10 protein-coding genes are annotated in these 13,044 nt (G+C 65.8%); 4 read left to right on the forward strand and 6 right to left on the reverse strand.

Annotated elements, in window-relative coordinates; translation table 11 throughout:
* Positions 1-321: 321 nt before the first annotated feature.
* Positions 322-558: a DUF1127 domain-containing protein gene (locus BM118_RS39325; RefSeq protein ID WP_092193316.1), complete on the reverse strand. Its 237-nt coding sequence runs from the start codon at positions 556-558 to the stop codon at positions 322-324.
* Positions 559-743: 185 nt separating this feature from the next.
* Between BM118_RS39325 and BM118_RS39330 the strand changes: the two genes are divergently transcribed.
* A complete protein-coding gene (locus BM118_RS39330; protein WP_177235089.1) occupies positions 744-2,087 on the forward strand; it encodes an aminotransferase-like domain-containing protein in 1,344 nt (447 codons plus the stop codon).
* An 87-nt stretch (positions 2,088-2,174) separates the two neighbouring features.
* Here BM118_RS39330 and BM118_RS39335 read toward each other — a convergent pair whose 3' ends face one another.
* Together BM118_RS39335 and BM118_RS39340 are read right to left on the reverse strand one after the other, a co-directional pair.
* Positions 2,175-2,774 carry a YdcF family protein gene (locus BM118_RS39335; protein WP_092193383.1) on the reverse strand — a complete coding sequence of 200 codons (600 nt, stop codon included), beginning with the start codon at positions 2,772-2,774 and terminating at the stop codon, positions 2,175-2,177.
* Positions 2,775-2,836: 62 nt separating this feature from the next.
* Positions 2,837-3,424: a hypothetical protein gene (locus BM118_RS39340; protein WP_092193385.1), complete on the reverse strand. Its 588-nt coding sequence runs from the start codon at positions 3,422-3,424 to the stop codon at positions 2,837-2,839.
* Positions 3,425-3,503: 79 nt separating this feature from the next.
* On the opposite strand from BM118_RS39340, the gene BM118_RS39345 reads away from it, so the two are divergent.
* Positions 3,504-3,938, forward strand: coding sequence for a hypothetical protein (locus BM118_RS39345; RefSeq protein ID WP_092193320.1), 435 nt, complete (start codon positions 3,504-3,506; stop codon positions 3,936-3,938).
* A gap of 5 nt (positions 3,939-3,943) precedes the next feature.
* On the opposite strand, the gene BM118_RS39350 is transcribed toward BM118_RS39345, so the two are convergent.
* Complete coding sequence (locus BM118_RS39350; protein ID WP_092193322.1) at positions 3,944-6,343, reverse strand: bifunctional diguanylate cyclase/phosphodiesterase; 2,400 nt, start codon at positions 6,341-6,343, stop codon at positions 3,944-3,946.
* 236 nt (positions 6,344-6,579) lie between these two features.
* Positions 6,580-7,095 carry a YciE/YciF ferroxidase family protein gene (locus BM118_RS39355; protein ID WP_092193387.1) on the reverse strand — a complete coding sequence of 172 codons (516 nt, stop codon included), beginning with the start codon at positions 7,093-7,095 and terminating at the stop codon, positions 6,580-6,582.
* A gap of 428 nt (positions 7,096-7,523) precedes the next feature.
* Between BM118_RS39355 and BM118_RS39360 the strand changes: the two genes are divergently transcribed.
* A complete protein-coding gene (locus BM118_RS39360; protein ID WP_092193324.1) occupies positions 7,524-8,606 on the forward strand; it encodes a lysylphosphatidylglycerol synthase transmembrane domain-containing protein in 1,083 nt (360 codons plus the stop codon).
* A gap of 101 nt (positions 8,607-8,707) precedes the next feature.
* A complete protein-coding gene (locus BM118_RS39365) occupies positions 8,708-10,660 on the forward strand; it encodes an SGNH/GDSL hydrolase family protein (RefSeq protein ID WP_092193389.1) in 1,953 nt (650 codons plus the stop codon).
* A gap of 39 nt (positions 10,661-10,699) precedes the next feature.
* On the opposite strand, the gene BM118_RS39370 is transcribed toward BM118_RS39365, so the two are convergent.
* Entirely contained in the window at positions 10,700-13,018 is a 2,319-nt protein-coding gene (locus BM118_RS39370) for a LamG domain-containing protein (protein ID WP_092193326.1), read from the reverse strand.
* Positions 13,019-13,044 lie beyond the last annotated feature (26 nt).

Consider the following 13,044-nt stretch of genomic DNA (forward strand, 5'->3'; position numbering starts at 1 on the left):
AGCGCGTCCGGGACACGAGAGGGACGAGTGTTATCTCCCACACTCGTCATTGCGAGCGCAGCGAAGCAATCCAGAATCTTTCCGCGGAGGGACTCTGGATTGCTTCGCTGCGCTCGCAATGACGATGTTGATGCAGTTGCGTGCCGAAACAATGGCCTCGTGCCCCCGACGCAGCGCAGCGCTACTTCAGCGGTGCGCTGCAGAGCCGGGGCCCATGCATCTGCGGTTTGCGTGGCCTTCTGGGTCCCGGCTCTGCGCCGCAACGCCAAGAGCGTTGCAGCGCGTCCGGGACACGCGAGGGACGATCGCGGCCGAATGAACTTACAGATACCGCGACAGCTCGGCCTTGAACTGGCCGTAGACCGCGTCCTCGATCTGGCTGCGGTTGATCCCGATGTCGCGCAGGGCGCGGTCGTCGAGTTCGTTCAGCGTCTTGACGGCGGAGCGGCGCTCCAGGCGGTCGAACAGCGCATGGATGGCGGTGGCGAGCGCGCGAAAAAATCCGCTCGACGAGGATGGGCGTAAACTCCGCCCGGCAGTTTGCGAGATCGTGGTCATTCTTCTTCTCCGGCCTTCTGTCCACGCGGCGAAACGGACGCCGTTGGCGCCGACGCTGGGAGCGCCTGCACCTCATTTGCCATCGGATTGCTCTCGCTCTCCTCGGCTCAATCGCGGACCTTGATGGAACTTAAATGCTCCAGTACATTACTCGGAGCAAGGAAAACATTGCTCTCGGTGCAATAATGTCCAAGTTCGAGTATGTGAAGCTTGCCGATGCCATTGCCTCGGATATCTCTAATGGCACGTTAAGGCCCGGCGACCGGCTGCCGCCGCAGCGCAATTTTGCCTATGACCGCGGCATTGCTGTCTCGACCGCGAGCCGGGTTTATACGGAGTTGCTCCGCCGCGGCCTCGTGGTCGGCGAGGTCGGCCGCGGCACCTTCATCTCCGGCGACATCAGGCGCGAGGTCGAGGCGCTGAGCGAGCCGCGCGACGCGCGGATCGACTTCGAGGTCAATTATCCGCTGCTGCCGCAGCAATGGGCCATGATCGCCAAGAGTCTTGCGGGGCTCGAGCGCGTCGACGCGCTGGAATCCGCGCTGCGCGTCTCGACCAGCACCGGCACCAAGAGCGCGCGCAATGCGGCCGCCGCCTATCTCGCGCGCAAGGATTTTGCGCCGCAGGCCGAGCAGATCGTCTTCACCGCCAACGGCAAGCAATCGCTCGCGGCGGCCCTCGCCGCGCTCGTTCCCACCGGCGGCCGCTGCGGCGTCGAGGCGCTGACCTATCCTTACGTCAAGAGCATCGCGGCGCGGCTCGGCGTGACGCTGGTCCCCATTCCGATGGACGAGCACGGCGCACGGCCCGACGCGATCCAGAAGGCGCATCGCGAGGCGCATCTGTCGGCACTTTATCTCCAGCCCATCATCCAGAACCCGCTCGGCGTCACCATGAACGCGACGCGGCGCGCCGACATCATGCGCGTCGCCGAAAAGCTCGATCTCACCATTATCGAGGACGCCGTCTACGGCTTCCTCGCCGACGACACGCCGCTGGCCGCGCTCGGGCCGGACCGCTGCATCGTGATCGACAGCCTGTCCAAGAAGGTCGCGCCGGGCCTCGCGCTCGGCATCCTCGTCACCCCGCCGCGTCTGCGCGAGAGCGTGATGAGTGCGGTCCGCACCGGCGGCTGGATCGCCTCCGGCCATGCGCTCGCATCCGGGCAGCGGCTGATGGCCGACGGCACCGTCGCCGAACTGACGCGCCTGAAGCGCATCGACGCCGCGCGCCGTCAGCAGACCGCGGCAAGGCTGCTGGCCGGCTACCAGCTCGCCGCCGACCCGCGCTCCTATCATCTCTGGCTCACGCTGCCGCCACACTGGCGCTCGCAGACCTTCGTTGCCGCAGCCGCCCGGCGCGGCATCGCGCTGACGCCGTCGTCGACTTTTGCAATCGCGCATGGTCACGCGCCGAATGCGGTGCGGCTCGCGCTCGCCCCGCCCACGTTCGAACAGCTCGATTCAGGCCTGCGCACGCTCGTCTCGCTGCTCGGCACCAAGGAGGAGGACTTTGACTCGACGGAGTAGCCGGAGCGATTTCGAGCCAGAGCGTTTTCGAGGGGAGCGGATACCGGTTCGCGTCAAGAAAACGCGTCAAAACCAGAATCCCGCCCGTCAGCCCTGCGGCCATTCCGCGATAAAGCCCCTCGCCTTGTACGGCTCGATCTTGTCCCATTCATGCAGGACACGACGACGAAATTCGACATCGGTGTGCCAGAGCGCACGCGGCGTCGCAAAGCCATCGACGGTGAGCAGCATCTTCTCGACCCCGGGCCAGTGCCGGTGCAGCGTCATCGGGTGGCGACGCGCGGTCCAGGTGTTGCCGAGGCAAATCACGCTGCGGATATTTTGCAGCCCAAGCGCCGCATCGATGACCGGCAGCGAGAAGATCACGTTCTCGCCGGTGTTCATCGCGCCATGTTCCTCGAGGATCCGGTCCGCCGGAATGCCCGCCGCGGCCATCGCCGCCTTGATGATGGTGCACTCGGATTGCTCCGAGCCTGGCGTCACGCCGCCGCTGACAATCGACCAGCGGAACAAGCCCTCGCGCCAGAGCCTTGCGGCGGTGTCGGCACGGAGTGCGACGTCCTCGCGGGTGCCGAACATGAACAAGAGGTCGGCCGGCCGGAGGGGCGTGTCGATCAGATGCGTGCGGTTGATCCTGGCGATCTCGTCCGCCGCAGGCAGGCGCGTGCTGCGATCCAGGGCTGGCATGGCGGCACGATGCGACACCGGCGCCGGGGCGCGAAGTCACGTTTGATTGCGGCCGATTGCAGCTAAGGCAACAAGGATCTCGGCACGCGATCGAAGCTGTAGCTCTGCGGCTGGTTGCGCCGCACGAAGCCGCCGACCTGCCAGGCGAACAGCGCGGCAAAGCCGAGGATAAACAGCGCGCCGGCGAATTCGCCGACCATGAGCGCACGGACCAGGAGCCCGGTCATCGCCACCGTCAGCACCGCCATGAACGCCAGCACCGCGGCATAGGTGTTGCGGCCGAGGCCCGCGGTCAGCACCGCGCGGCTGCCTGCTTTCGTCATCCGCGCATGGAGCTCGATGATGAAATCGCGAAAGCCATTGTCCTGCGGCGCCATCAGCGCCGCGGTCTGCCAGCTCGTCGACAGGATCGCGATGCGGCCGCCCTCGACGTGGCTGACATCGGCGCGAAAGCGGTGTTGCTGCATCGACACCGGGCGGAACGACAACCTGACAGCGCTGATCTCGTCATAGCGCCACAGGCCGGAACGGCCGCCGATGTGCCAGGACAGCCCCGCGTCGGTCAGCTCGAAACGATGCGCCGAGCCGATCAGCGACGCCTTGTAGGCGTAGCTCGCACCTGGGGCGCCCTGAGTGCCCGAAACCTGCATCTCGACAATCAACCCCGTCCGCGCAATCCCGTCTGCGACCCGCTTGCGCGGTCGCCCTCGCCCATCCTACAAGCGGGGCATGGCTGAGACGACCTTTTTTCCGCGCCGCCTGATTCTCGGTGCGGCCGTGATCTGCGGCGTGCTGCTCGCGCTCGCGGTGCACATGCTGGGCGCGCGCTACGGGCTCGACCTCGGCGGCCTCTGGCGCTCCGACACGCATGAGTTCATTCCGGCCGGCGCTGCGATCGCCTGGTGGCTCATCGCCACGGTCGGCTTTTCCGGCGGCTATTTCACGGCGACATTGATGCAGAGCGCCGCCGACGGCCAGATCCCGCAACGGATGCGGCAATTCCTGATCGCGGTCGGCGTGCTCCTGCTTGCGGGCGCCGGCCAGGTGGCCTCGGCCCCGAGCCCGATCCCGACGGTCTCGGGCGTGCTTGCCGGGCTCGCCGCACTGTGCCTTGGCGCCGTGATGGCATTCTGCGGCGCGCATTTCGCGCTGCGACGCGGCTGACCTTTCTAGGCCGACGCGCGCAGCCGCGGGCGCTCCAGCATCAACGCCACGTCGGAGGCAGGCCGCGGCTTGCTGAACAGGTAGCCCTGCGCCTGGGTACAGCCCTCGCGCCTGAGCAGCTCGAGCTGCGCGTCGTTCTCGACGCCTTCCGCGGTGGTCACGATGCCGAGGCTGCGGCCGAGCCCGGTCACGGCGCGGATGATCGCCATGGAATCCTCGCGCGTCGCGAGCTCCGACACGAAGGAGCGGTCGATCTTGATCTTGTCGAACGGGAAGCTGCGCAAATAGCTCAGCGACGAATAGCCGGTGCCGAAATCGTCGAGCGAGATGCGCACGCCCATGGCGCGCAGCTCGTGCAGCGTGGTCAGCGTCGCCTCGCTATTCTGGAGCAGCACGGATTCGGTGATCTCGAGCTCGAGCCGGCGCGCTGCCAGTCCCGAGGCGGTCAGCGCCTCCGTCACGGATGCGATCAGGTTCGGGTTCTTGAACTGCACCGGCGACAGGTTGACCGCGACATCGATATCGTCCGGCCAGGTGGCCGCATCGGTGCAGGCGGAGCGCAGCACGAATTCGCCGAGCTGGACGATGAGTCCGGTCTCCTCGGCCACCGGAATGAAGTTGATGGGGGCGATCAGGCCGCGCTGCGGATGGTTCCAGCGCAGCAACGCCTCGAAGGCGACGACGCGACCACTGGCGACGTCGCGGATCGGCTGATAGTATGGCTGGAACTCGTCACGTTGCAGCGCCGCGCGCAAGTCCATCTCCAACAGACGCCGCGCCTGCGCGCGCGCATCCATGCCGGTCTCGAAGAAGCGGTAGGTGCCGCGGCCTTCCGCCTTGGCGCGGTACAGCGCGAGGTCGGCGTTCTTCAGAAGCTCGTCCGGATCGCTGCCGTCCTGCGGCGACAGCGAGATGCCGATCGAGACACCGATGACGATCTGATGGTCGTCGATCTCGTAAGGCGCCGAGATCACCTCGACGAGGCGCCCGGCAAGGGACCTCGCCGCAGCTTCCTCCGATCGTCCGATCTGGACCACGGCGAATTCGTCGCCGCCAAGCCGCGCCACCGTGTCGCTTTCGCCGACGGTGGCCTTCAGCCTGCGGCCGACCTCCTTGAGCAGCGCATCGCCGATGGGATGGCCGAGCGAGTCGTTGATATCCTTGAAGTGATCGAGATCGAGGCAGAGCACCGCGAGCTGGTCGCCCGAACCCGCCCGGCGCAGCCCCTGCTCGAGCTGCTCGTGGAACAGCACGCGGTTCGGCAGGCCGGTCAGCGCGTCATGACGCGCCATGTGCGAGATCTTCGCCTGCGCCGCCAGCCATTCGGTGATGTCCTCGAAGGTCGCGACCCAGCCGCCGCCCTGCATCGGCTGGTTGACGACCCGGATGGAACGGCCGAACCGGTTGACGACCTGGCTGGTCGTGCGGCCCTCGCGCGCGTCGACCACGAGGCGCGCGAAGAATTCATCCGCGTCGCCTTGCCACTGGCCCTTGGCCTGCTCTTCCCGCAGCACGTCGACCAGCAGGCGGCCGGCGAGCGCGATATCGGTGCGACGAAGCATCGCCGCGTAGCGCTCGTTGAACAGCATGATCTTGCCGTCCGCGTCGAACATGCACAGCCCCTGCGACATGTTCTCGAGCGCGGTATCGAGCACGACCTGCTGGCGTCCCAGCTCGCCCTTGGCGCGGCGGTCGAGCACAGCCGCTGCGAGCGCGATCGCGATGATCGCAGCGGCAGCGCTGGCGGTGAGGACCGACAATGAGGTCGGCGGAATCGACAGGCCGCTGATGACGATCGCAGGATCCGGCGTCAGCTCCACGGCGCCCATGGCGGTGAAATGATGCGAGACGATGGCAACGGTCAGCAGCACCGTCGCGCCGAGCGCATTCGCCATGCTGTCGCGCCGCCCCGCGACGACCAGCGCAAGCGATCCAAAGATAATGCCGAGAACGATCGAGACCGTCACGGTGGCGGTCTCCCAGCCGATGCGCGCGGGAATCTCGAGCGCCATCATGCCGGTGTAATGCATTGCGGCAACGCCGCCGCCAACGACGGCGCCACCGAGTGCGACCGGGATCGCCCGCGTCGCCGACACCGAGATGCTCAGCCCGACGAAGGTGACGGCAATCGCGAAGATCAGCGACAGGACGGTCACGGGGATGTTGTAGGCGCCGCCGGCGCCCGGCCCGTAAGCCTGCATCGCGATGAAATGGGTTGCCCAGATGCCGCAGCCGGCGACGATGGCGTCGAGCGCGATCCACGATACGCGAGCACCCCCGCTCGTCGCCCGCGCGCGGTAGAACAGGCTGATCGCCGCCGCGCTCGCGAGCAGGCACACCGCGCCGCCGAGCGCGACCAGACGCCAATCATGCTGGTCCGTGAGACAGTAGATAACTTGATACATTGCCGGCCCCTATCGGACCTGCACTAGAACCGGCAGAGGTGGACAGTCGGTAACCGGCTATGTCCTCGTTCCGGGGATGGTGAACGGAAGATGTGCGCCTTTGCTCACATTGTTCATCCTCGCCAAGGCGCGCCGATCCCCGCCGCGGAGTACTGGATGCCCCGCCTTCGCGGGGCATGACAGCAGGTGAAGCGAGAAACAGCGCGCCGCATGGAGCATCGCGCGGCGGTCGCCGGCTAAACCGTCATCAGCTCGCCGCGCAAATTCACCTTGCTCTCGGCAAGCGTCGTGAGCTTCTTGTCGGTCGCCTTCTCTTCCTCGAGCGTCTTGGCGAGCACGGCGGCGCAATCGCTCCGGCCGAGCTGCTTGGCCCAGGCGATCAGGCTGCCGTAACGCACGATCTCGTAATGCTCGGCGGCCTGCGCCGCGTTGATCAGTGCTGCATCGAGCGCCGCCTTGTCGGCGACTTCGCCGGCGGTCTCGTCGGCCTCCTCGATGAGGCCGTCGATCGCCGGGCAGTCGACCGCCTTCACCTGCGCGCCGTGCATCTTGAACACTTCCTCGAGCCGCTTGACGTGCTGCTTCGTTTCCTCGAGGTGCGTCAAAAAGCCCTGTTTCAGCTGCGGGTCGGTGGCGTTGTCTGCCATTTTCGGCAGAGCCTTGGTGAGCTGCTGCTCGGCATAGTAGATGTCCTGGAGCTGATGCACGAACAGGTCGTTCATGGTTTTGATGTCTTTTGTGAACAGTCCCATCGTTCCGATCCTCTTGGGTTTCGGGAACACGGAGGCGCCGGCCTGCACGAATAGCCGCATATTTCCGCCATGTTCGATTGCTGATGGGGCGCTAACGGGCACGCGGCACCGACGTTTCTAAAAAGCCGGCATCGCTTGCGCTGGAACAATGCAGCGGACGGCACGATATGAAACCATGCCGGCATACGAACGCGCGGGCCGGGCCGGTCTGGCGACTCATATGCTTAACGCGCGTCCGGTGTGAACCACATATGACAAAAGTCGCCGGTCCGGCACAGAACCTATCCTTGTCAAGGGCTGCACAAGTCATCGTTTTTGCCTTAAATGAGCTGGATCATGCCTAGCGATCGACGCCTGCCTTTGGCAACCATCGCGCCCGACTGGCCAATACCCGGCCTTGTCGGTCTTGCCCCCTGCCGGGAGGATGAATGGACGGACTGCTGCCCGCGTTGAAGCGCGGCTTCAAGAGATGGATTGGCTGGCGACGGCTCGGAATTGCCGCGAGCGTCTTCATCATTGCCTTCGCAATCACCACACTGGTGCGGACCCTCAAGGGTATCGACACCGGCGTGATCCTGACTGCATTGACCGAGATTCCCCGGGGGAATATCGGGCTGGCGGCGATCTGCGTCTTCTTCGCGTTCTGTACGCTGACCTTCTACGACTTTTTTGCACTGCGAACGATCGGCAAGAAGCACGTGCCCTATCGCATTGCAGCGCTCTCCAGCTTCACGTCCTATTCGATCGGCCACAACATCGGCGCCACGGTGTTCACGGGCGGCGCGATCCGTTTCCGGATCTATTCGGATTATGGGCTGAACGCGATCGACGTCGCGAAAATCTGCTTCCTGTCGGGCCTGACCTTCTGGCTCGGTAACATCTTCGTGCTCTCGATCGGCATGGCCATCCATCCGGATGCCGCCTCCTACATGGATCAGCTCCCCTCGCCGATCAACCGGTTGATCGCCCTCGGCGGTCTCGCTTCGATCGGTGCCTATCTGGTCTGGCTCTGCATGGGCGAGAAGCGCCGCGAGCTCGGCCAGAAGGGCTGGAAGGTGGTGCTGCCCTCGGCACCGCTGACGCTGGTGCAGATCCTGATCGGCGTGGTCGATCTCGGCTTCTGCGCCACGGCGATGTACCTCTTGATACCGGCCAGTCCGCCGATCGACTTCCTGTCACTCGCCGTCGTGTTCATCCTGGCGACGCTGCTCGGCTTTGCCAGCCATGCCCCCGGCTCGATCGGCGTATTCGACGCCGCCATGCTGGTGGCGCTGCCGGAATTCGGCCGCGAGCAGCTTCTGGCGACGCTGCTGGTGTTCCGCCTGCTCTATTTCGTGATCCCGTTCGGACTCGCCATCTCCATCATGGGCGCGCGCGAGCTCTGGATGAACGTGGTCGAGCCTTGGCAGGAGCGACGGCGGCTGGCGGAGGCCTGCGCCCAGGGCAACCTGCCCAAGCAGGTGGCGGCGATGGAGCGCGAACGGTCGCTGCGACAGGCCAGCAAGCGCTGAGGCGCTGGACGGCGGCCCGCACGATCGTCAGACAAAGGTTGCGGGCGGGGGAGCAATCCTCTCTTATTTCCGCCTCAACTTTGCCGTTGAACACGCGGGCCATGATCCGATCATCTCTTCGCACCTTCTTCGCAGGCGCCCTGCTGCTTGCCGGGATTTTGACCGCTTTGCCGCCCGAGCGCGCAGCCGCGCAGGACGCTGGCGCCATGCAGATCAATTGGGAGGTGCGCAACCGCTTCCGCCTGTTCCGCGAGGAGCGCGACTTCCTGCTTCATGTGGAGAACGCGCGCAACCGCAGCATCCTCGCCGCCGAGCAGTCGCTGGAGCTCCAGAGCGAGGGCCGCGGCTGGGCCCGCAACATGGTCAACCGGCTCTGCATCGACCTCCAGGGCCGGGTCAATCAGCCCTGCACCCGCGACAACACCAAGGAAGACTACATCACCCCGGTCGACCACCCCGTCACCGTGCGCCTCGTCGGCGCGGTGCCGGTCGGCGCCACCTGCGCCTGGTCGTTCGACGACGGCGACGGGCCGCGACAATCGACCTTCGACTGCGCCGAACCGGTCAATTTGCGCGTCCGCTACGGCAAGCAGACGGTCGCGAGCGTCGACGTCTCCTCCGGCTCCGATCCGACCCAGCGCGTCCAGAGCGAGATCCAGGTCCGCGACATCTTCGTCGCCGGCCTCGGCGACAGCATCGCCTCGGGTGAAGGCAATCCCGACCGGCCGCTGGCGCTGTCGGACGAAGGTTTCTGCTTCCGCTCCTATCTCGGCACCGCCGGCGGGCAATACTACCGGCCGAGCCGCGCCAGCTATAAAGGCGGACGCGCCTGCGAGGCGCCGGATACGCTCGCCAACTGGCAGCGCTACGGCGCGCTCTGGTTCAACTCCCCCTGCCACCGCTCGCTCTACAGCTACCAGGCCCGCACCGCGCTGGCGCTCGCGGTGCGCTACACCCACGTCGCGGTGACCTTTCTGCCGCTCGCCTGCACCGGCGCCAGCATCGGCGACGGGCTGCTCGGCTCGCAGCGCGCCCGCGAATGCGCGCCCAGCAAGAACGGCAACTGCCAGACCAGCGTGAACGCGCAGGTCGCCGAGCTGCGCGAGGCGCTCACCGCGGCAAAAAAGCGCCAGCCGGACCGCACGCTCGACCTCGTGCTGCTCTCGGTCGGTGCCAACGATGTCTACTTCTCCGGTCTCGTCGCCGACGTCATCGTCGACACCGCGACCGAGCGCGCGCTGTTCCGCCGCTCCGGCGTGATGGCGAGCATCGACGAATCCCGCGATGCGCTGGCGCGCGAGCTGCCGCAGAATTTCGTCAAGCTGCGCGAGGCGCTGAAGCCGCTCGTCGGCGGCGACCTCTCGCATGTGGTCTATGTCTCCTACGCCAATCCGGCGCTCGCCGACGGCGGCGTGCCCTGCCGCGGCGGCCGCGCCGGCTTCGACATTCATCCGTCGTTCAACGCCGACCCGCAGCGCCTCGCCCGCGTCTCGACCTTCGTCGACACCGAATTCCTGCCGCAGCTGAAGGGGCTCGCCACCTGCACCCGCGGCGCGCTGTGCCGCGATCCCGAAGCCGACCGCATGACCTTCGTCGATGCGCATCAGGCAACGTTCGCCGATCACGGCTTCTGCGCCCATTCCGGCAACGATCCCGAATTCGATCGCACCTGCTTTGCCGAGAACGGCCAGAGCTTCAATCCGGACATCGTGACGGCGGCGAGCCAGCCGATGCTGTGCGGCCGCGGCGCCTCGGAGTATCGCGCCTATCTGCCGCGCGCCCGCTGGATCCGCGACGCCAACGACAGCTACTTCGCGGCGATGACCTACCCGCAAGGCCTGCCGGCCGCGAGCCAGCCGACCGACATCCACGACGCCACCTGGGGCGTGCTCTCCGCCGTCTATGGCGGCGCCGTGCATCCAAGCGCCGAAGGCCACGCCGCGATGGCGGACGCCACGCTGCCGGCCGCGAGCGCCGTGCTCGGCCTGGATGCCGTGCCGCCCGGTGTCACACGCGGGCTGCTCGCGCCGCTGTTGCCGGCCGCGCAGCAATAGGTTGCACGCGCGACCGCGACTGTCCGGACCGGCCGCCGCTCACCGCCACTGCTTCTCTTCCGCCGTCCAGGCCCATCCGGGCAGCCGCCCTTCCTTGCTGAAGGCGGCCAGTACATTGTCCAGGAGCCGCGAGACGTTGTTGTCGAAATTGTTGTAGGGAAGCGACTGGCTGAACGCGATCGATCCGGTCGAGAACACCGCGCCGTTCTTGGGCGCGGTGAAGTAGACCATGTCGGCGCGCACACGATAGTCATGTGAGCCGGACAGGCCGGGATAGGGATAGAGGATCTCCTCGACCACCGTCTGGTAGTTGTCGCTGTGGCCGCCGGAGGACGCAACGATCAATGCATGCGGCGGCGTGCCGAGCGTCCGGTCATAGCGATCGATCTCCAGCCCTCCGGCAGCGCCATGGGCAAGACCGAAATCGCCGACGATCTCGCCCTCGATGCCCTCGAACATCCAGGCCGCACGGCGATGCCAACTGTCCGGCATGCGGCGGAAGGGCCGCGCCGAATCGAATCCCTCCGAGATGAAGCCGATGCCGAACACTTTCTGCGGCGGCCGTCCGAGATCCTTCCAGAGCCCGCTCTTCTGCCCGGTGGTGGCGAGATAATATTCGCCGGGACGCGCCTGCCACGCCCGCATGCCGGAATTCAGCTTGCGGACCTCGATGCACCACGGGTCGTCCTTATGATAGCCGATGTTCCAGTAGAAGCCGTTGCCGCCGAGATAGATGAAGCGGCCGCCGTCCGCGATATAGTCCTCGGCGGCGTTGAGGATCGGCTCCGAGACATATTCAGGATGGGTGCCGCTGAGCACGACGCGATAAGGCTCGAGCAGCGCCTTGCCCTCGCGATGCAGATCCTCGTCGGTCACGACGTCATAGGCATAGCCCTTGTGTTCAAGCCAGGCGATGATCGACAGGTCCGCCGGAAACTGCCATGTCACGCCCATTGACGACATCCGCGCCTTGGGCCGCATGTTCAGGATCGGGCGCCGGTAGGTGCTGTAGCAGACCCCTGCCCCGTCGCCATGGTGATCGTAGAGCGAAAGCCCGAATTCCATGGTCTCGTAGAGCTCGATGTCGGTCTGCGACACGATCGGCGACTGCCCGGCCAACGGCTGCATGATCTCGGCGTCAAAGCTGAGGTGCTCATTGGCATAAGCGAGATAGCTGCCGGTCGGGACCAGGAACAGGATCGGTGCGGTCGGCCGCTGCGGGCGGACGAAGAACACGATGTACTCCTCGCGCAGGCCTTTGCCGTCGCCGACTCGCAGCCGAAACGCATACGCGCCGCTGCGCAAGGGCGGGATCCTGAAGCGCTTCGTCAGTTCCCACTTGCAGTCGATGATCGCGTCGTCATGGAACTCGATACCGCCGTATTGCTGCGGCGCGAGCCGGTAGCAGTCGTCCCATCCGTTCCAGTTGAAGCCGGTCTGCCCGCGCACGGGACGATTATATCCCTCCGCATGCAGCCCGTAGGGACCGGCATCGACCACGCGATCGCCGATGCCCTTGTCGGTGTAGCCGATCGTCGTGTCCCAGAACGCCACCTGACCGCTGGCCGGCGCCATGCCGGTGCGCCGAAACTGATCGAGCTCATCGCGCGTCAGCACGCGATCGAACACCGCCGGACGGTCGAGCTTGCCATTGAGGCATTGCGTGACAAAGTGTCCGCGCAGGCTGTGGAAATCCTGCGCACCGCCGATGATGAAGGGCGTATCCGGCGGATTGACCGGCCTGAAACGCAGCGTTTCCCGGACATGGGAGCGGAAATCGACATTGGCGACTTTGCTCAGCAGGCTGTTGTAGCGGTTGGAAACGCCTTCCTGGTAAAGCGTGGCGACGCCCGTCGTGGCATCGAAGGTCGCGGCGACAAAGTACCAGTTGCTCTTCAGCAGCGGCACCTCGCCGTCGAGATAGTCGACCTCGCTGCCGTCGCCATAGCCGAATTCGAGAAGTCCGTCGGGATTGAGCCAGAAGCCATAACCGCGATTTCCGAACGCATCCCAGCGCCCCATCAGACACTGACGCTTTCCGCCGCCCGGGCTGTTCGGATAGACGAAGGTCGCAAGCGTGAAACTGCCGTTGAGCGCGAGCCGCTGATCCAGATCGGCGACGTTCAGGAACGAGCCGACCTGGGTATACTGCTTGCGGACCGCCCAATTGCCGTTCAGCTCGCAATCGATCTCTTCCTCGCGATACCCGGGACCGGCGGGATGCGCGTCGCCGTGGATCAGCCGCACCAGTTGCGCCTCTGCGGTGGTCGTGCCGTCGGCATGAACGTAAAGTCCGATGTCGTCGCCGGGCTTGACCGAGATCTTGTCGGCATACCCAAAGATTTTCTGCTCGGCCATGGTCGAATTGTTTCTCGCGAAGTGAG

Source organism: Bradyrhizobium sp. cf659 (genome assembly GCF_900113725.1).
Classification (GTDB): Bacteria; Pseudomonadota; Alphaproteobacteria; order Rhizobiales; family Xanthobacteraceae; genus Bradyrhizobium.